Source organism: Prevotella denticola, from assembly GCF_900454835.1.
GTDB classification, from domain to species: domain Bacteria; phylum Bacteroidota; class Bacteroidia; order Bacteroidales; family Bacteroidaceae; genus Prevotella; species Prevotella denticola.
Map to the genome: position 1 here is coordinate 440909 of NZ_UGTM01000002.1, position 20900 is coordinate 461808.

Annotated in this window: 9 protein-coding genes and 1 pseudogene; 7 read left to right on the forward strand and 3 right to left on the reverse strand. The window is 56.7% G+C overall.

Annotation, left to right across the window (positions count from 1 at the left end; genetic code table 11):
• Positions 1–683: 683 nt before the first annotated feature.
• From DYH27_RS09930 to DYH27_RS09940, 3 genes are all read left to right on the forward strand, one after another.
• Positions 684–4010, forward strand: coding sequence for a SusC/RagA family TonB-linked outer membrane protein (locus DYH27_RS09930; RefSeq protein ID WP_025067195.1), 3327 nt, complete (start codon positions 684–686; stop codon positions 4008–4010).
• A gap of 25 nt (positions 4011–4035) precedes the next feature.
• Positions 4036–5853 carry a SusD/RagB family nutrient-binding outer membrane lipoprotein gene (locus DYH27_RS09935; RefSeq protein WP_025067196.1) on the forward strand — a complete coding sequence of 606 codons (1818 nt, stop codon included), beginning with the start codon at positions 4036–4038 and terminating at the stop codon, positions 5851–5853.
• A gap of 215 nt (positions 5854–6068) precedes the next feature.
• On the forward strand, positions 6069–9254 hold the full coding sequence (locus DYH27_RS09940; RefSeq protein ID WP_029216508.1) for an endo-beta-N-acetylglucosaminidase: 3186 nt from the start codon (positions 6069–6071) through the stop codon (positions 9252–9254).
• Positions 9255–9776: 522 nt separating this feature from the next.
• Here the strand turns inward: DYH27_RS09940 and DYH27_RS09945 are convergent.
• Positions 9777–10045, reverse strand: a pseudogene (locus DYH27_RS09945) (MATE family efflux transporter); the annotation flags it as partial.
• A gap of 182 nt (positions 10046–10227) precedes the next feature.
• Here DYH27_RS09945 and DYH27_RS09950 point away from each other — a divergent pair.
• On the forward strand, positions 10228–10692 hold the full coding sequence (locus tag DYH27_RS09950) for a MaoC family dehydratase (protein WP_025067197.1): 465 nt from the start codon (positions 10228–10230) through the stop codon (positions 10690–10692).
• 157 nt (positions 10693–10849) lie between these two features.
• Here DYH27_RS09950 and rpsA read toward each other — a convergent pair whose 3' ends face one another.
• Positions 10850–12631 carry a 30S ribosomal protein S1 gene (rpsA, locus tag DYH27_RS09955; RefSeq protein WP_004353566.1) on the reverse strand — a complete coding sequence of 594 codons (1782 nt, stop codon included), beginning with the start codon at positions 12629–12631 and terminating at the stop codon, positions 10850–10852.
• Positions 12632–12740: 109 nt separating this feature from the next.
• The gene (locus DYH27_RS09960) at positions 12741–17249 is read right to left on the reverse strand and encodes a translocation/assembly module TamB domain-containing protein (RefSeq protein ID WP_051132051.1); all 4509 of its coding nucleotides are present in this window, start codon (positions 17247–17249) and stop codon (positions 12741–12743) included.
• A 151-nt stretch (positions 17250–17400) separates the two neighbouring features.
• Between DYH27_RS09960 and DYH27_RS09965 the strand changes: the two genes are divergently transcribed.
• From DYH27_RS09965 to nqrC, 3 genes are all read left to right on the forward strand, one after another.
• The gene (locus tag DYH27_RS09965; RefSeq protein WP_029216507.1) at positions 17401–18750 is read left to right on the forward strand and encodes a Na(+)-translocating NADH-quinone reductase subunit A; all 1350 of its coding nucleotides are present in this window, start codon (positions 17401–17403) and stop codon (positions 18748–18750) included.
• Between the two features lie 242 nt (positions 18751–18992).
• Positions 18993–20144, forward strand: coding sequence for an NADH:ubiquinone reductase (Na(+)-transporting) subunit B (locus tag DYH27_RS09970; protein ID WP_025067199.1), 1152 nt, complete (start codon positions 18993–18995; stop codon positions 20142–20144).
• An 18-nt stretch (positions 20145–20162) separates the two neighbouring features.
• On the forward strand, positions 20163–20876 hold the full coding sequence (gene nqrC / locus DYH27_RS09975; protein ID WP_025067200.1) for an NADH:ubiquinone reductase (Na(+)-transporting) subunit C: 714 nt from the start codon (positions 20163–20165) through the stop codon (positions 20874–20876).
• The last annotated feature ends 24 nt before the right edge of the window (positions 20877–20900 follow it).

The window sequence follows — 20900 nt, forward strand, 5'->3', positions numbered from 1 at the left end:
GCCATTCCTTTCTTATACCGGCCCGAATCGGCATCACGAAGATAAGACTGGTATCTTTCCAATGCCAGGGTTTTGCCCCGGCTTGATGCTCCTGCATAGTCTGAATTTGCCATCTACCAACTGTTCTGATTCTTATTTCTTTGCAAATATACGCAAAATCGCACTTACAGACAAGCGGTAATGCCGTTTTTTTATCTCCCTGTTTTGAAGTCCGGCTGTTTTACGCAGTCGTTTGCGGGATGGATTTCAGGAAGGAATGTCCGTTGCAGGGCAGGGGAGTCATGGGCTGTCGGGTGATTAAAATTTGTTAAATGCCATGGGCGTGATAAGTATTCGTCCGCATCAGGTTGTTTGGTATATAGATGGCGGCAGAATCGGTCCATCCGGCTATGTACCCTGCTGCCCGCCGTCGTCCCGGCCTTTTGCGGACTTCCGTGGAACGGCGAGCCTGCCGGCAGGGACAGGGAAATCTACAGACGTGGACCTGACGGATGTGAGCAAACCGAGCACCTGAACCGTATGACCGTCTATATAATTAAGGTGGAAAAGCGAACGTGAACAAACCGAGCACCTGAACCGTATGGCCGTCTATATAATAAGGTGGGAAAGGGAAGCGGAATTTCATGTACAGACAGAACGGAACAAGTCAATAAAAACAAATAATGTCCAAAAACCTAAACCGGATGAAAATCTTTAAGGAAACAAAGCAGAAGCATCTGTATTTCTCGGCTGCCTTTGCTTTTTCGCTGGCACTGGCTCCCGCCGGTGCCTATGCAGGGTCGAACGCCAGAGCTGCCGCGGTACAGGCCGTGCAGCAGAACGGCAACCACAAAGTGACGGGCCGTGTCGTCGATTCGACCGGTGAACCGCTGATCGGCGCCACCGTCCTCGTCGAGGGTACCACGAACGGTACCGTCACCGACATCGACGGCAACTTCACCATCAACACCCCCTCGAATGCGAAGCTCGTCTTCTCTTACATCGGCTATGTCGGCCAGTCGGTTGCCGTCAACGGCAAGAACACCATCGACGTGACGCTGAAGGAAGAGAGCAGCCTTTTGAAGGAGGTCGTCGTGACGGCCATGGGTATCCAGCGCAAGGAAGAGTCGCTGACATACGCCACGCAGAAAGTGAAGGCGGAAGACCTCATGAAGGTTCAGGACCCGAACGTTGCCAATTCCCTTGAGGGCAAGGTGTCCGGTCTGACGATTACGCCGAGTGCCGGCGGTGCCGGCGGTTCGACGAAGATTGTTCTCCGCGGTGCCAAATCCATTCTGGGCAGCAGCTCGCCGCTGATTGTCGTCGACGGTGTACCGATGACCAACGATGCCCGCGGCAAGCGCGACATGGCTGGCGAAGGCTTTACGTATGCCGGTATGTCCGAGGGTTCCGATCCGCTGTCGCTGATCAACCCTGACGACATCGAGTCGATCAATGTCCTCAAGGGTGCCAATGCGGCGGCCCTTTACGGTTCTGTTGCTGCCAACGGTGTCGTGATGATTACCACCAAGCGGGGGCGCGAGGGCAAGCTCGACATCAACGTCACATCGAACATCACCTTCGACTCGCCTTTGCTGACACCGAAGATACAGAACACATACGGTGCCACGATGAACGGCAACACCATCCAGGCTGACGGATGGGGACCGAAGATCGGCTCGCTGGCCGACAACCAGCTGACGATGAGTTCCCCGCTGAACTCCACCAACTTCCAGTCGGGGGCGATGCATGACATTCATCTGCGCAACCATGCCCAGGACGACGTGAAAGACTTCTTCCGTACGGGTGTGACGACCAACAACTCCCTGTCGCTTTCCGGCGGTACAGAGAAGATGACGACTTACTTCTCCATGGCGAACAGCCATTCTACAGGTCTGCTGCGCAACAACAACTATAACCGCAACACCTTCAGCCTGCGCCAGAGCTACCGTTTCTTCAACCGTCTGAAAGTGGACCTGTCGCTGAACTATGCGCAGACCATCACGCGCAACCGTCCGGGCGGCGGTACGGTGGGCAATCCGCTTTACCACCTCTACCTCACGCCCCGCAACGTCGACATGGACTACTACCGCAACAACTACGTCACACAGGATGGCAAGTGGCTCAGCGGTCCGCAGAACTACTACGAGCTGTCCGGGGGAAACTACAGCTATACGACAGACCAGGCGAAGCTCCAGGGGCCGCGTCAGAACTGGGCGTTCATGAACGCTGCCAACAACAACCCCTACTGGCTCATCAACATGAACCAGAGCAAGCAGAAGGAGGACCGCATCTGGGGTACCATCTCGGGGAACGTAGACATCTACGACGGGCTTTCCTTCCAGGCACGTATCAATTATGATCACACCCGCTACAAGTCGACGAGCAAGCGTTACGCCACGACCTTCCTCCCGGCATCCATGGAGGACTACGGCCGCTTCTGGGATTCAGACTCGAAGACGACGGAGATCTACATCGACTACCTGCTCAACTACAACAAGACTTTCGGCGACTTCGACCTCTCAGCGACAGCCGGATGGGTGGGACATACCATCAAGGGTGAATACAAGGGGACGGATGTCATCGCTACCTATTATGACCGTACGCTGCAGAAGCTGCCTACGAAGGTGAACTACTTTGACACCAGTGCCGGCGGCATGGGCGCGACGTCAAGCTCGAAGTCGTCGAACTGGGACCGTGCATGGCTCGCTACGGCGCAGATGGGATGGAAGGATATGGTGTTCGTCGATGCTTCCTACCGCCGCGACTGGTACCGTCCGTTCCGTTACTTCAAGCTCAGCGGCATTTCCAATACCGACAACTACGGCTATTTCGGCATCGGCGCCAACGCCATCCTGAGCAAGCTCCTCAAGCTCCCCGAGCCGGTCAACTACCTGAAGTACCGTGCCTCCTACTCCGAGGTGGGTAACTCCATCCCCAACATCGCCTACAACGCCGTGAGCACGAACCTGCAGACCGGTGCCATCAACGGCAGCAACTATGCGCAGTTCGTCGATCCGCGGCCGGAGAAGACCCGCTCTTTCGAGACAGGTGTAGAGAGCCTCTGGTTCAACAACCGGCTGAGCTTCGACCTCACCTATTACAACGCTACCATGAGCCACCTCTACATGACGGCGGCGACGGGTACAGGTCTGACGAAGAACATGAACTCTGCCAAGGTGCGCAACCAGGGCATCGAGATGACCCTCGGCTACGACTTCAAGCCGGTTAGCTGGCTGCGCTGGCGCACATCGTTCAACCTCTCCTACAACAAGAACAAGATTCTCAAGACCGCCTACGACGAGCAGGGCAAGGAACGGCTCATCGAGCAGAAGGTCGGCGGTGTACACGTGAAGTACATGGAAGGCGGTTCGATCGGCGATATGTACGTGCCCGACTTCGACCGTGACGAAAACGGACACATCAAGCTCAATTCGCTTGGTCAGCCGCAGTTCGACAAGAGCGGAAAGCTGAAGTACATCGGCAACATGAACGCCAACTGGCAGATGGGATGGAGCAACACCTTCACCTGGAAGGACCTCTCGCTGTCGTTCCTCATCAACGGACGCATCGGCGGCAAGGTCATCAGCCTTACGGAGCAGCAGCTCGACTACTACGGCTACTCGCAGCGTTCGGCAGATGCGCGCCTCGAGGCGGAGAAGAACAACATCGTCGCAAAGGACTACGGCAATGTCCCGGGCATGATGCTGCCTGACGGCAGCGGGCGCATTGTTCCCGTGCAGTCATACTATCAGGCAATCGGATCGGCAGACAGTCCCGCAGACTACGTCTACAACGCAACGAACTTCCGTATGCGCGAGCTGTCGCTGGGCTACACCTTCCGCAACCTCTTCGGCATGAACCGCAACCTCGCACTGTCGTTCATCGCCCGCAACCTGTTCTTCATCTACAAGGACGCACCGACCGATCCGGACGTTTCTCTCTCGACAACCAACGGACTGGGAGCCTTCGAGCTGTTCAACACGCCGTCGACCCGCTCCTACGGTTTCTCCTTGAAAATGAATTTCTAAACCCAACGATTAAAACCTAACGACAATGAAACTGAAAAATATAGGAACAGTCCTGGTTCTCTCTGTTGCCGGACTGACACTGAACTCCTGCCTGGACTTCGATGTCACGGGTGCCGAGTTCAACCAGACGACACAGAATGAAAAGAAGGTGGTACGGCAGGGGAAGGTCGACTCCATCAACTACCGTATCAACATTACTGAAGCTGAATTTGATGCGGCATACGCTAAAATAGAGACCAATCTCAAGACAGCTCTCGGCGGTGTATATGCGACTCGGGGCGGAAAGAATGGAGAACCCCCTGTTGCGCATCAGTATCAGTATCTGTCTACATTCTATCAGGATGCCTTCGCACAGTACGGTGTCATCCCTCATGTCAATTATCCCTACTCCGGTATCAACATCGTGTCCTCTTCGGCCATCGACCTGAAGGCTTACGGTGGTGCATACGGGTCTTATCAGACCGTGACCAAGGCAATGGTGCCCTTGCTGAATATGGCGGAAGTTGATTCACTGCCAGAGGTGAAAGCTACCTACCTGCTCTTCCTCGACTTTGCAAGCATCGAGTGTGCGGACAACTACGGCCCGATGCCTTACCAGGACCTGAAGACGAACAAGCAGGAACGTCCTTTCACATACGACGATGTGGAGACGATCTACAGTACGGTAGAGGCTAATCTTGACAGCATTGTGAAATGTTACGATTATTATCAGGCCAACCGCCCGCAGTGGTATAAGGAGAAAATTCAGCGTGCCCTGACCGATTACACCAAATGTAATGTTTCAGCTGACAGGGGAGGATTTAAGGATATGGACATCCTGAAGCGTTTTGCCAATTCGCTGAAACTCCGCATGGCGATGCACATCGTCAAGGTGAATCCGTCGAAAGCAAAGCAGTGGGCCGAGGAGGCTGTAGCAAGTGGTGTCATCGAGACTGAAGAGCAGGAAGTCTGCTTCCTCACAGCCAGCACTGGCAAGAACAATCCGCTGGTAGAACTTTGGAATTCATGGAATGATATGCGTATGGGTGCTGGATTTGAACAGGTGCTCAGGGCTTACAATCATCCTTTCCTTGAAACGCTCTTTGAGAAAAACGACTTTATCCGCTCATCGAAAGGGGAAGACAAGAATCTGAATGCTGGTGAAAAGGTATGCGGAATCCTTGCCGGAGCACATGTCGGGCAGGAACAGGGAAGCACATCAAATCCTTACAACGGATTTTCAAAGCTCATCAACCGTACGATGAACAATGCACCGCTTTACCTGATGAAGCTCTCCGAAGTCTGCTTCCTCCGTGCCGAAGGTGCCGTGAGAGGCTGGAGCATGGGGGGCTCTGCCCAGCAGTTCTATGAGCAGGGTATCCGCGAGGGGAACTTTATGGACCGTCAGAGCCAGCGTCGTCCCTACAAGGGAAAGTATGAGGCGGCTATGGATGCTTACCTGAAGATGGAGAAGGCCATTCCGTTCACTTATGTTGATCCGACAGGCAACGATGCTGACCGTGTAAGCGAAATCACCGTCGGTGTGAAGTGGAATGAAAGCGATGCACCGGAGGTGAAGCTGGAGAAGATCATCACCCAGAAGTACATTGCAGGTTTCCCCAACAGCCTTGAGGCATGGGTCGACCTCCGCCGCACCGGCTATCCGCGTTTGTTCAAGATGTTGAACGTACAGGATGGTGACGGCTCTCTGAAGGAGGGCGACATCGTACGCCGTCTTCCGTTCCCCGACACCTCCGACCCTGCTACGCTCAAGGACGTTGAGGCTACGGGCATGAAGGCGCTTGGCGGTGCCGATAAGGAAGGAACACGCCTTTGGTGGGATGTCGAGAAGCCGAACTTCTAACTCCTTGCAACACTGAACATCAAATATCCAATCGGTAAGGACAGACACCTTCGTCAGTCTGTAACGAACAGATAGCTCCTGTACAGACACCGGCATCTGTCCTTGCCGATTCCTTTCTGTCGGCTTATGTGAAAGCGGAGGCAGCCACGTCTCAGTCCGACTTTAAGCATTGACAAAACCTAATTTTTAATTATAACCCAACTAAAATCATTAAGATGAAAAAGAAATCTACTTTAGCCGCACTGCTTCTTACAGCACTGCTGAGTGGGAGTCCTGCATCAGTCATGGCGCAGAACTACAACTTCGGGCAGCTGAACTGGAAGAAGATGGTAGACCTGTTCGCAACAGCCCTGCAGCATGGCAAGAACTTCCCGACCGACGAGGAGATTGCTACTGAAATGGGCATGACGACTACAGACCTGTCTTTTATCAAGTCACACGTACAGCGTCGTGACATTCTTGATCAGAAAGGACGTCTTATCAAGAACACTTACGCTGACCGCCGTGTATGGATGAACCTGCCGATGGGCAGCGGATCGGGTGGCGACGCCGGCTATCCTACAGGGGTGTGGCACAACGACGTGTTCTCTCTCTGGAACTATACAGCCCTGTGGGGCAGCTGGAACCACAGCGTAGCACAGATTCCCGGTGCGTGGACGGATGCCGCACACAAGAACGGATGTGACATCCTGGGTGGAACCATCTTCTTCGATGGCGCTTCTTCTGCCGGGGCATACAACGACTGGATTACTTATGCAGGAGCAACAACAAGCGATCCGAAGCTGGCATACGATAACTATATGTATGTTAAGCCTCTGATTCACATGCTGATGTATTTCGGTATGGATGGTGTAAACATCAACTGGGAGTATAAGACTGGTACTGTCGGAAATTACAAAGGCTTCCACAAGGCACTGTACAAATATGCAAAGCAGGTGGGCTTCGACGGTTTCCATCTGGGCCTCTACGGCAGTTCGTCACAGCTGACAGCGGCTCAGGCCCCAGATTGGTATGCAGATTCTGATGGACAGATCTCCGACCTGATGCTGAACTATCGTGGTGAAGATGGAGCTGAAAACTCCGTACAGAATGCCAAACAGGCAAACAGCAAGCTGGGCGCAAAAGGGCTCTGGCAAGGCTTCTGGATTGTAAGTTTCAACCAGGACTGGGAGAGTATGGCTGATAAGGAGGCGCAGGAACTGAACATCTGTCTCTGGGGCGAACACAAAGACAGCCGTTTCTGGAGCTACAACAGCGGATCCAGCACCATGGAACAGCAGGATCACTACCAGCAGTTCCTTGAGCGCACCTTCAGCGGCGGCAATCGCAACCCGCTGAACAAGGTAGGATTGAGCTATTCCAACGCCAAGATGGAGTGGGCCGGTGATACACCTCCTATGTCCAACTGGAAAGGCTTTGCCGACATGGTTCCAGAGCGTTCTACCGTCAAGGGCAGCTTCCCGTTTGCGACCAACTTCTGTCTGGGTAACGGCGACCGTTACAATTACCGTGGCAAGAAAGTTTCAGGTGCATGGTATAATATGTCTGCACAGGACATCGTACCTACCTATCGCTGGCTGGTACTCAAAGCCAACGAAAAAGTCAGTGATGCTGCACAGATCAGTAAGGACGTTACACCTTCATTCACCCATGAGGATGCCTTTACCGGCGGCACCTGTCTCCGTCTGAAGGCGACGGGCTCTACGGCCTCCGACATCGTGCTCTACCGCACGGACCTTACCACCAACGGCGCAAAGCCTTATGCACTCGTGGCTACCAAGAAGAACGGCGAGAAGAACGGACAGCTGAAGCTCATCCTCTTCACCGGCGGTCAGTGGAAGGCATACGACATACCGCAGAACGGTGGCAACAGCTGGAAGGAGCACCGGATCAGCCTCGAGGGTCTTGCCCATGGAAGCAAGGTCGAGTATGTCGGTCTCCGTGTGGAGAATGCCGAGAATGGTTTCGATGCGTATGTAGGTGAGCTGCAGCTCAATGACGGAAACACAGCGAAATCTGATGAAGTACAGAACGTAGACGTTACGACTACCTCTACGCTCGTTGAGAACGGCACTACAACTGTTGACCTGAAGATGGCATGGGGTGTAAACCATGTGGCCAATGAATACGGTGTGGTATATAACAAGGATGCCAACATCGACCACTTCGAGGTTATCTACCGTGCATCAGATACCAATGACGCCAATGTCGTTGAAGTGGGACGCACCTCACAGTGGGCAGCATTCATCCCTGCACTGGACATAACAGGGGCTAAGAAACCTCAGGTGGCTGTCGTAGCGGTATCAACCGACCTCAAAACCGTTACCAAGCCGGAATGGCATGACATCAAGACCAGCAGTGAGGCGGGTGCGAAAGATCCGTTCGGCTCTTACGGACAGTCCTTCCTCGATACCAATGCGGAAGGCTACAACAATGCTGTCCGCTTGCGCGGCGTTGAACGTTTCACCGTCAAGGGAACACCTGATGGCGACTATAAGTATGAGCTTCCTTATGCGGATTACCTCAAAGACAACAGTCCTAATGGCGTTAAGAACAGTGCCCGTTTCCTGAACTACCACCATGCTGACAAGACTCTTAAGGTAAAGCAGGGTGAAACCTATGAGTTTACCCTCAAGGGTTTTGATGCCCAGGTGGTTACTACCGGCACCAAGGACGACTGCCGTTACTGCTTCGTAGGCGGCTGGATGGACTTTGACGGCAGCGGTACTTTCAACTACGGAAAGGGCGTTGTTGAGCAGCCATTCTGGAAGGACAATGGTTTCTACTCTTATGCTGACGGCACTTCCTATGCGAACGATCCTGACAAGGATCAGTCTACCTATCCTCTGGATGACAACACCAAGGACGGTACGGAGGCCTATGGCGAGCGTGTGTTCCGTGCCGGAACGCTCCGCAAGGGCAATCCTTGTCTGGTAAAGGGCGACGGTCTCAAGGGAACTATCTTTATTCCTGAAGATGCTCACGTAGGCAAGAGCCGTCTGCGCATCGTCTACTCTGATGCATGGTTTGCTGGTGCTTTCGGTCCTGGTTCCAAGACGAACAAGGGCTACACACTTGATATTGATGTAGATATTGTAGGAGACAACCAGCCGGGCCGTACGTATGTCGACAAGCATGATGTAGGCAATCCCGACAACTGGACGATTGTGACAGCGGTTGACAAGGTTGCCAATGTGACAGGTGTTCCTTCTGTCCAGGTGGTTAATGGCAAGCTGGTGTTTGAGAACACCTCTAAGGCTGAAATTTACACGGTTGACGGCAGACTTGTACAGAGTATTGTCGCACCTGTCACGGCAGAGTTGCACACGGCAAATAAGACAGTTCTCATTGTGAAGCTGCATAATAACAAGACCGTCAAGAGCGTGAAAGTTGTACTATAGTATAAAGACGGCTTCCATGTCTCTGCTGACGGAGGCCATATTAGAAATTCCTGTTTTCAGGAACTTCTTGGGAGTCGTTCCTTAATTTCTTTAGAGGGAAACAACCCACTAATGAACTTGCCGGACCGGGCAAGAGGTTGCCAGTGCAGCCTCTGTCCGGTCCTTTTTTTGTGCAGAACGGTGCTGGCCTGTTGTCAGTGTAAGTTGAGAATCGGATACGAAGGGAGAGAGTTGATGAAGGAAAGGGATGGAGTGGGGGAAAAAGAGAGAAAAAGAGGGAAAAAAGAGATAGAAGATGATTGCTGTCCCGTAAACTTTCCTGTATTGAAGTCAGTTACAGGTATCTCGTGTGTAAGGACGCATGAATGACACGGTCTTGGTACACCCGTCTATGTGTTGCAGCCTGTCACGTGTTGCGTTGCGGCCCATCACGCAGGGTGCCCGTCGGTCGGCACCGTCTGTGTTGAGGCCCGGCTCCTTGTAATTATGTTGCTGGTTTTAATGTGTAGAGTGGGCGCGGTGTCATGCCGCAGACGGGATGCGGTGGCCCTTACGCAGCCGTTTCAGCAGCCACAGGTAGGCGGGGGCGAGGAAGAGGTCGGCCATCATCCATGCCACCGGGTCGGCATAGCAGACACCCAGCCACGCCCATGCCGGCACCAGCCAGAGGCTCACGCCGCATTGGCGATCACCTCCTGCTCGCCTCCGTTGACGAAGAGCATCATCATTTCGTCGGCGAAAGGATAGATGACGGCGACGGTCAGGACGAAGTAGACCATCATGATGCCCATACGAAACAGAGATGTCTGGTCCGGACTATGCGGATAACTGTGGAGACAGCCTCGGACAGTCCTGGCCCACCGGCATCGGCCGATTTGGCAGTTCCGAAAGTTTTTCGTAATTTTGCAGGAAGGAGGAAGGGGGCAAGCAGAGTCTCCCGCATTCCTCCCATAAACATTTCAAGAAAACAGCAATGGCAAAATTAACAGTAAACAACTATGATGAGCTTGCCGCCCGGCTGGGCGAGAAGCTCGGTGAGAGCGAATGGCTGCCCGTCGACCAGGAACGGATCAACCTCTTTGCTGACGCGACCCTCGACCACCAGTGGATTCATGTCGATCCGGAACGTGCGAAGGTGGAGAGTCCCTACAAGAGCACGATAGCCCACGGTTACCTGACTCTCTCACTGCTCCCGCATATGTGGCAGGAGATTATCGAGGTGAAGAACCTCAAGATGATGGTCAACTACGGCATGGACAAGATGCGTTTCGGCCGGCCGGTGCTCGTCGGTTCGCGTGTGCGCCTTGTCGCCACCCTTGCCAGCATCGAGAACCTGCGCGGCATCTGCAAGGCCGGCATCAAGTTCCATATTGAAATCGAAGGAGAACGCAAGCCGGCACTCGAGGGGGTTGCCACCTTCCTTTATTATTTTGAGTAGAGGCGGGGCAGGGAGCCATAGGCGATGATGAGCGATGATAGGCGATGATAGGCGGGATAGGCGATGATAATAGGCGATAATAAGCGATGATGGGGATAAAAAAAGTACCAGACCGGAAGGCCTGGTACTTTTTGGTTATTGTCGTGCAGGAGGCTGATTACTTGCCTTCCTCCATCTTCTTCTTCAGGTCGGCCAGTACGCCGAGGTCGCCGAGGGATGTGCCGGCAGCAACGTTGTTGATGGCAGCTGCTTCGTTCTTCTGCGGCTTGTTGCTGTTGCGCGGGCGGCGCGGTTCGTCCTTCACCTCCTCGAACGTGCGGGAGTGGGAGAGGATGATGCGCTTGGTGTCCTTGACGAACTCGATGACCATGAACGGCAGCACCTCACCCAGCTGTGCCTGCGTGCCGTCTTTCTTGACGAGGTGCTTCGGAGTGGCGAAGCCCTCACCGCCTTCGTTCAGCGTGATGACAGCTCCCTTGTCCATAGACTCGGTGATTTTGCCCTCGTGAACGGAGCCCGGCGTGTAGATGCGCTCGTATTCGTCCCAAGGATTGGTCTCGAGCTGCTTGTGGCCGAGGCTCAGACGGCGGTTCTCCTTGTCTATCTCGAGTACGACGACATCGATGTCGGCACCCTGTGTGGTGAACTCTGAAGGATGCTTTACCTTCTTTGTCCAGGAGAGGTCGCTGATGTGGATCAGGCCGTCGACACCTTCCTCAAGCTCTACGAAGATACCGAAGTTGGTGAAGTTGCGTACCTTTGCCGTGTGCTTCGAGCCTACCGGGTACTTCACCTCGATGGTCTCCCACGGGTCTTCCTTGAGCTGCTTGATGCCGAGCGACATCTTGCGCTCCTCGCGGTCGAGGGTCAGGATGACAGCCTCTACCTCGTCGCCCACTTTCAGGAACTCCTGTGCGGAACGCAGGTGCTGGCTCCAGCTCATCTCGGAGACGTGGATCAGGCCCTCTACGCCCGGCTGGATCTCGACGAATGCGCCGTAGTCGGCCATGACGACTACCTTGCCCTTGACGTGGTCGCCCACCTTGAGGTTCGGGTCGAGCGAATCCCATGGGTGCGGTGTGAGCTGCTTCAGGCCGAGTGCGATGCGTTTCTTCTCCTCGTCGAAGTCGAGGATGACGACGTTGATCTTCTGGTCGAGCGAAACCACCTCGTGCGGATCGCTTACGCGGCCCCATGACAGGTCGGTGATGTGTACGAGTCCGTCGACACCGCCGAGGTCGACGAATACACCGTAGGAAGTGATGTTCTTGACGGTACCCTCGAGGATCTGTCCCTTCTCCAGGTGGGAGATGATTTCCTTGCGCTGTGCTTCCAGCTCGGCCTCGATGAGTGCCTTGTGTGAAACGACTACGTTGCGGAATTCCTGGTTGATCTTGACCACTTTGAACTCCATGGTCTTGCCGACGAACACGTCGTAGTCGCGTATAGGATGAACGTCGATCTGGCTGCCCGGGAGGAAGGCCTCGATGCCGAACACATCAACGATCATGCCGCCCTTGGTGCGGCTCTTGATGTAGCCCTGGATGACTTCGTCGTTCTCCAGTGCCTTGTTGATGTTCTCCCAGCTCTTCTGCAGGCGTGCCTTCTTGTGGGAGAGAACGAGCTGTCCGCACTTGTCCTCCTGGTTCTCCACGTAGACTTCAACCTTGTCGCCTACCTTGAGGTCCGGATTGTAACGGAACTCGGAAGCGGGGATGATGCCGTCGCTCTTGTAGCCGATGTTGACGACTACTTCCTTCTTGTCGATGGAGATGACGGTGCCTTCCACCACCTGGTGTTCCTGGATCTTGTTGAGCGTCTCGTCGTATGCCTTGGTGAGGTCACCCTTGTCGGCCTCGTTCCTGGCACCGTTCTCGAACTCGTCCCAGTTGAAGTCAGCTAAAGGCTGCACATTCTGGACGTCTTTGAAATTTGTCATAAAGTGTTTGAAAAAATAATTTAATTAATAAAGTTCGACTTTATATTGCCTGCGAGATGGGCAGAAACCGCCCAAATCGGGTGCAAAGTTACGAATAATATTCTGAACATCAACGTTTTTGAGGAGCTTTTTTTGTTTTTTTCTTCCTGTGCCCGAAGATGTCGCCCAGGTTGTTGAAGTCTTTCTTCAGGATCAGTCCTATGCCCTGCGTGGTCAGCGAGTTGCGGGTGAAATAGCGGTCGTTGGTCTGGTTGTAGACGCGGAAGGCGACGTTGCCGCTCGGGAAGAGGAGGTAACGGATGTCGAAGTCGCCGATGAAGGAGCCTTTGTCTTTCGCCACGTTGTTGCGGTAGCCGAACTGTCCGTTGAAGAGGAGGCGGTTGTTGAGCATGCTTCCGGAGAGCATCCCCTCGTATTCGGCGTTGTCGAAGCCCTCGTTGCCGGTGGCGATGTTGGCTCCGAAGTTCCAGTTGTTGTCCTTCACGACGTTGGACAGCACGGTGTTGATCTGCTGCGAGAGTGTCCCCGAGAGGAGGCTCTGCATGGCGAGTGCCGTGCCGCTGTGTTCCTCGTTCTTCTGTGCTGTGCTGTTGTTGTTGGTCTGGGGATAGAAGCGTCCTACGGCGAGCAGGTAGAGCACCTGCTGGTTGAGTTCCTGTTCTGAGTTGAGGACGGAGCGCACCATCTGCTGCGCATCGGGCGAGAGGGAGGGGAGGTCGAGCCCGAAGGTGACGGTCGGTGCGCCCGGCGTACCTTCTATGTTCAGCAGGCAATTCACCTTCGTGTTGTTGCCCGAGAAGGAGCTGCCTAGTCCGAGGTCGCCCAGCGGCACAGAGTTGATGATGTAGCTTGCCTTCAGGTTCAGGGCGGCGTTGAAGGGGTCGCCGCCGAAGGCGATGGTCGATCCCGGCTGGAAGATGAATTGCTTGTGGATGATGTCCTGGATGGTGAGGTTGTATTGTCCGTAGGAGACACTGTAGTTGCCGAAGAGCTGGAATGCGCCTTTATTATAATAGGTGGCGCGGATGATTCCCGATCCGTTCAGGCGTATGTTGTCGCCCGTCGTCTCGTCGAGCAGCACGCCGAGGGTGAGGTTGGGGTTCGTGTGCAGGACGAAGTTCATGTGCAGGTCGCTCGGGATGTCGTCATAGCCGGGGATGACGAGGGCCTGTCTTGCCGTGGCCCGGGCCGTGTGTCCGGCGGTATCGGCAGCGTCGGCAGTCTGCAGGCCGGTGCTGTCCTCGGGCAGGCCGACCCACCGGATGAAGTTGCTCGGTCCGGCATCGCCTGCCGATGCGGCGTTGTAGGTAAGGCTGGTGTTCTTCTCCGGCGTGAGGTCGATGTTCATGGTCGTCTCTCCCGGTCCGCCTTTTATGCGGCAGTTCCCCGTGCCGTAGACGATGCCCCAGAACGATTCCTTGTCCTGTTTCTTCGGGTGGTTGTAGGCAAGGAGGTTCTGCGCCTCGATGTTGATGTCGTAGGTGAGGTGGCGCAGGCTGTTGTGGTGCAGTCCGCCGGTGACGATGCCGATGTGTCCCTGCGGGTCGGCGACGGTGTCTCTGCCGAAGATGATTTCGTTCGGAACCATGCGGATGCGGGCATCGTGCAGGGTGTAGACGGTGCCTGTCGGTTTGACGAAGATGCTGCCGCGGGCCTCCATGTCGCCCTCGAGGTTGACGTTGCTGAGCGGTCCTACCACTTTGCACCATCCGTTCGCCCTTGCCTGGATCTGGTCCATGAACGATCCGCAGAAGCTCCGGAGGAAGTAGAGGTGGGTGTCGTGGGCGTAGATGGGCAGGTTGATGTAGCTGTTGCGGAGGTCCACGTAGCCCTTGATGTCCGTGCGTGCGTCGCCGTCGTCGGCATGGGCGTCGATGTTGACTCTCCCTTCCCGGCCGTTGTATCCGACGCTGGCATGGAGCGTTCCCATGTCGCCTTCCTCGAACTGGAAGCCGTTGACCTCGAGGCGGGCTTCCATCTGCGGGTGATGGAAGAACGATCTGACGGCGGCCGTCCCCGTCGCTGTCCCGGCGAAGCTGACGCTGTGGAAGTTGACGAGGTTGAGGATGTAGGGGACATCGATCTCCCTGAACCTGACGAGGATGGAGTCGCCGGGGTTGCCGGAGGTCTGTCCGTTGGCGATGATGTGCTGGTTGCGGTTGGAGAGTTCGAAGTGGTCGATCGTGAGGCTGTTCCGGTGGTAGGAGAGGTCGGAGGGCTGCACCTGCAGGGCGACGGAATCGAAGTGGATGGTCGACGGGTTGAAGTGCAGCCGGGTCTCCAGTCCGCCCCGTCGGCGTGCGAAGGAGGCGGTGCTGCTGATGTTTCCGTGTACCGGCGATTCGCCCGGGATGCGGAAGGCGATGTCCGAGGCGACGCTGTTCTCGGCGATGTGTCCCTGTGCGTTCAGGACGACGTGCGGTCCGCTTCCGCCTTTCCTCTCGGCGGAGATGTCCGCAAGCAGTCCCTGTGGCCTGCTGCTGACGTTCAGCAGCAGGTGGCGGATGTGCTGTCCGGCGCAGTCGATGCCGGGTGCTTCGACGTGCAGGTTCAGTCCGTTGTGCCGTTCGTCCACTCTGCCGTCTATCTTGACGGGACGGGCGGTCTCGACGGGTGTCCTGAAGAGGCTGTTGAGCATCCGTGTGTCGTCCAGCTGCAAGGAGAAGGCGTAATCGGCCTTTCCCTTGGCAATGCTGTACTGCGGATGCGGGTAAACCAGGCTGGGAAGATAATGTCCCAGCACACGGACGATGCTCTGCGGCAGCGTGGCATAGTCGTACTGTCCGGCAAGGTGCAGTTCGCCGAAGTCGGTCCGTGCGTCAAGCGACCTGCCCAGCAGTCCGCTCGAAGCCTTGGCCTCCAGCCTTCCGAGGCGGATGTCCTGTCCCTCGCCGGTCATGGCGAAGCCGCTGACGGCGAGGCTTCCGGAAAGGTCGTCGAGGCTGGTTCCCTGTCCTTTGACGGAGGAGGAGAACGACAGGGTCCTGTCTCCCAGGGCATCGGTCAGGTGCAGGCGGTGCAGGTTGACGGCTCGGGCATCGACCGTGAGGTCGGCCGACAGTTTTCCCCTCCGGTGGAGGAAGGCGAGGATGCCGGCGGCTTTTCCGTCGACGGAGAGTTTTCCGTTCGGGTCGTCTATCGATGCTTTCCCGCTGAAGGCGTCGTTGCGGCAGGCTCCGTCCAGCCGGATGTTGCGGTAGGTATAGCCTTTGTAACAGAACGACCGTACGTCCCCTTTCGCAAGAATCGAGGAGAGGTCGGTATTCCCTTCCACCCTGATGTCTGTGCTGATGCTGCCGAAGTCGCTGTTGCCGAGCACCTTCGCCAGGTCGAATCCGCCGGTATGCACGGTCGCCCGGAAGTTCTTTCCGTGGATGCCGGCCGCCAGCCGCACGCTGCCCGCTCCTGTACGGAACTGTCCTTCAGCCGTATAACGGCCTGCATTGTGGGCGAACGAGCCGTGATAGAAGATGTTGCCGAGGCCATCCAACGGTCCGGGCAGGGGCTTTCGGGCGACCTGGGCGATGCGGCGCAGGGTGTTGCCGCTGATGCGCAGCGGCGTGAAGGAGCAGTCCCATGCCGGCACAGTCCCCCGGAGTCTGACCCGTCCTTTCGCCCTGATGAGCGTGGACAGCGACCGGTCGGCCAGATAGAGCCGTTTCACCCGGAGCGAACGTCTCGTCCCCCGTGCCTCCAGGGCGGCATCGTAGGTCTCCGTGAAGGTCTTCAGGGCAGGCAGCAGCGGGGCGAAGTCGGCCGGCGTGACCGATGCCCTGAAGCCCTTGACGGCATAGCGCAGCGTGCTGTCGTCCAGCCGTTTTCCCCTCATGCGGTAGTCGGCCGACAGCTCTTTCAGCGTAATGCTGCTGGCGGGTGTCTCGAGGCGGAAGTCGCACAGCGAGGTATGGCGGCGGCCGGCCTTCAGGCCGAACGTCAGCTGCCGTACCTCCAGGCCTGCCGCTTCCCTGAACGCCAGCGTACGGAGGTCGGCCCACAGGCTGGTGTCCTTCAGCTCGTGGAGGACGAGATAGGCCGAGATGCCGCTCACGCTGATGTGGTCCGCATTCAGCCTGCCGGGCGTGCGGGGCGCATCGAGACGGTCGTACCGGATGCTGCCGTGGCGTATGACGAGACTGTTGATGGAGAGGTGGAGCGGGGTATGGGCGGTGGTGTCTTTCGAGGCCAGCGAGTCCAGGGCGAACTGGAAGTTGGGGCGGGCGTTGCGGTCCGTCTTGTAGAAATCCGCCTGCAGTCCGAAGACCTGTGCCGACGAGATGTTGATATCTCCTGTCCGCAGCAGCCGCCAGAGGTCGACCCTCGCACCGATGCGCGCCGCCGAGAGCATCCGTTTCTTCTGCTGATCGTAGATGAGGACATCGTCCAGCACGAAGCGGTTGAATACGCCCAGGTCGATACGTCCTACACGCACCTCCGTGCCCAGCTTCCGTCCGGCCGCACCGGCTGCCTTATGGGCGAGGAAACCCTGTACTGCCGGCAGGTGCAGCAGTACGATGGCGGAGAGGTAGAGACCTGCCACGGTCCATACCATCCACCGGATAATTGTTCGGAGTTTCTTCAATGCGTCTGCAAAACTACTAAAAAAACGGTTTCTGCTCAAATTATTACATTCAAAGATGACAAATCTCCTTAAAAATTGCTACATTTGCAGAAAATAAGCTGCGCTCGGCAAATTGAAAGCACGTGTGCGGCTTGTGCGGATACGGTAATCTCAAGATGAAATAATATAAAAAATCGGATTTATCATTGTTATGGCAAATGTAATTAAGTTACGGAAGGGCTTAGACATTCACCTTGCAGGACGCGCGCAGGAACAGATGCTGCCCGTGCAGGCAGCCGTGGAGTATGCGCTCGTACCCGACGACTTCGTGGGGGTGACCCCCAGGGTGACCGTCCGTGAAGGCGACCATGTCCGTGCCGGCGATCCGCTGTTCGTGGACAAGGGCTGTCCGGAGGAGGGCTTCGCTTCCCCTGTGAGCGGCACCGTATCGGCAGTCGAACGCGGGGCACGGCGCAAGGTGCTGCGGGTGAAGGTCAAGGCCGATGCGCAGCAGGAATATGCCGACTTCGGCGTAAAGGACGTGACAGGCCTGTCGGCAGACGGGGTCAGGGACGCATTGCTGAAGGCGGGACTCTTCGGCTACATCACCCAGCTGCCGTATGCCGTCGCCACACGGCCTGACACGGAACCGAAGGCCATCTTCGTGTCGGCTCTTCGTGACAAGCCCCTGCAGGGCGACTTCGAGTATGAGCTGAAAGGACAGGAGCACGATTTCCAGACAGGGCTTACGGCACTGTCCAGGATAGCCCGGGTCTGCCTCGGCATCGGTGCGCGGCAGACGGCGGAAGCCCTGACCGGGGCGAAGGATGTGGAGGTGAACGTCTTCGACGGTCCGTACCCGGCAGGCAATGTCGGCGTGCAGGTCAACCACGTCGCGCCGGTCAACAAGGGCGAGGTGGTGTGGACGGTCGATCCCACGGCCGTCATTTTCTTTGGCCGCCTGTTCAACACCGGGCGGGTGAACCTCATGCGCCGTGTCGCCGTGGCCGGCAGCAGGGTGAAGCAGACCGGTTATGTGGATGCGCTCGTCGGCACGCCGCTGAAGCAGATTCTGGCCGGCAACGTCGCCGACGGGGGCCATGTGCGCATCCTCAACGGCAATCCGCTCACCGGTGTCATCGCCGACGAGGCCGCCGTGCTCGGTGCCCACACCTCGGAGGTGACGGTGATTCCGGAGGGCGACGACGTACACGAGGCGTTCGGATGGATGCTCCCCCGGCTCGACGACTTCTCCACCTCGCGCAGCTACTTCAGCTGGCTGCAGGGCGGAAAGACGTACGACCTCGATGCCCGCATCAAGGGCGGCGAACGCCACATGATCATGAGCGGCGAGTACGACAGGGTGTTGCCGATGGACATCTACGGCGAGTACCTCGTCAAGTCGATCCTCTCCGGCAACATCGACAGCCAGGAGCAGCTGGGCATCTACGAGGTGAGTCCGGAGGACTTCGCCCTCGCCGAGTTCGTCGACAGTTCCAAGCTGCCGCTGCAGAAGATTGTCCGCCAGGGACTGGATATCCTTAGAAAAGAAAACGCATAGGGGACTTGATGAACCCGCGATGACGTCAACTTCAGCTCCCTGTCCGGCCATCGGCATCTGTCCGTCCGGCAGCCTGCCGCGTTCCACGGGCACGGTCCCGATGTTCCCGCACGGTCGGGAACACGGTTCCCAAGGGCCGGGAACAGGATTCCCAAGCGGTTGGGAACAGGATTCCCAGACGGTCGGGAACGGTTCCGCCGGAGAGGAGCTTCAGACTTTAAGAACCCTATAACAAAAGTATTATGAGCTTAAGAAATTATCTCGATAAGATACGCCCGAATTTCGACGAGGGCGGAAAGCTTCATGCCTTCAAGAGCGTCTTCGATGGTTTCGATTCGTTCCTCTACGTCTCCAGCGAGACATCCAGGAGCGGCGTTTCCATCCACGATGCCATTGACTCGAAGCGAATCATGAGCCTGGTGGTGCTGGCACTGGTGCCCGCCATGCTGTTCGGAATGTACAACATCGGCTACCAGAATGCCGCTGCCGCCGGCCGGCTGGCGGAAGCAAGCTGCTGGGGGATGTTCCTCTACGGCCTGCTGGCACTGCTGCCGAACATCCTTGTCTCTTACATCGTCGGTCTGGGCATCGAGTTCGCCTGGGCACAGTGGAAGGGCGAGGAGATTCAGGAGGGCTATCTGGTGTCGGGCATCCTGATCCCGCTGATCATCCCCGTGACCACGCCGCTGTGGACCCTCGTGCTCGCCGTGGCTTTCGCCGTCATCTTCACCAAGGAGATTTTCGGCGGAACAGGCATGAACATCTTCAACGTGGCACTGGCGGCGCGCGCCTTCCTCTTCTTCTCCTATCCGAGCCGGATGACCGGCGACAGCATCTGGGTGGCCCGGGAGTCCATCTTCGGACTGGGCTACACGCTCCCCGACGGCTTCACGATGGCGACGCCGCTGGGGCAGATAGGGCAGGGCGTGACGGTCAACGCCTCGCTCCAGGACATGATCACCGGACTCATTCCCGGCTCCGTCGGCGAGACGTCGGTCATCGCCATCGCCATCGGTGCGGTCATTCTTCTCTGGACGGACATCGCCAGCTGGAAGACGATGCTGAGCGTGTTCCTCGGCGGAACCGTCATGGGGCTGATCTTCCAGTCGTCAGGTGCGACGCCGATTCCCTGGTACGAGCATCTCGTGCTGGGCGGCTTCTGCTTCGGTGCGGTCTTCATGGCGACCGACCCCGTCACCTCGGCGCGTACCGAGACCGGCAAGTGGTTCTACGGCTTCTTCGTCGGTGCGATGGCCATCATCATCCGTGTCCTCAACCCCGGTTACCCCGAGGGCATGATGCTCGCCATCCTCTTCGGTAATATGTTCGCACCGTTGATCGACTACTGTGTCGTGCAGTCCAACATCAGCAAGCGCGCCAAGCGTGCCAAATAAACAAGGAGGAGAAACGAAATGAAAACAAACAGCAATTCCTATACAATCATCTATTCCGCCGTCCTCGTGCTGGTGGTGGCTTTCCTGCTGGTCTTCGTGTTCCAGGCGCTGAAGCCGATGCAGGATGCCAACGTGCAGCTCGACCAGCAGAAGCAGATTCTCTTCGCGCTCAACCAGGACCGTGACATGACCGATGCTCAGGCGGTGGAACTCTGGAAGAAAATCATCGTCGCCGACGATGTCATCGATGCCGACGGCAAGGTCGTCGAGACAGGACGGCAGGGCGGCGTGGATGCCGGCTTCAGGCTCGACAGCAAGGATGCCAAGGCCGGGCGGCTCGCACTGTACCGCTGCCGGGTGGACGGCGAGGAGAAGTATGTCATCCCCGTCTACGGCAACGGCCTCTGGGGACCCATCAACGGCTTCATCGCCATCAACGGCGACCGGCGGACGGTCTTCGGGGCCTACTTCAACCACGAGAGCGAGACGGCCGGCCTGGGTGCGGAAATCAAGGACAACGCCGCATGGCAGGCGAAGTTCAAGGGCAAGCACCTCTTCGCCGGCGGCAACGACAGGCGGATAGCTCTCTCCGTGGAGAAGAAAATCTCCGACCCCAGTACGCAGGTAGATGCCGTGACGGGTGCCACGCTCACCAGCAACGGCGTGACGGAGATGTTCCATGCAGAGAAGGGCGGCCTGCAGCCCTACGTGAAATTCCTGAACAGCAAATGAAAATATCCCAACCATTCAGAACGT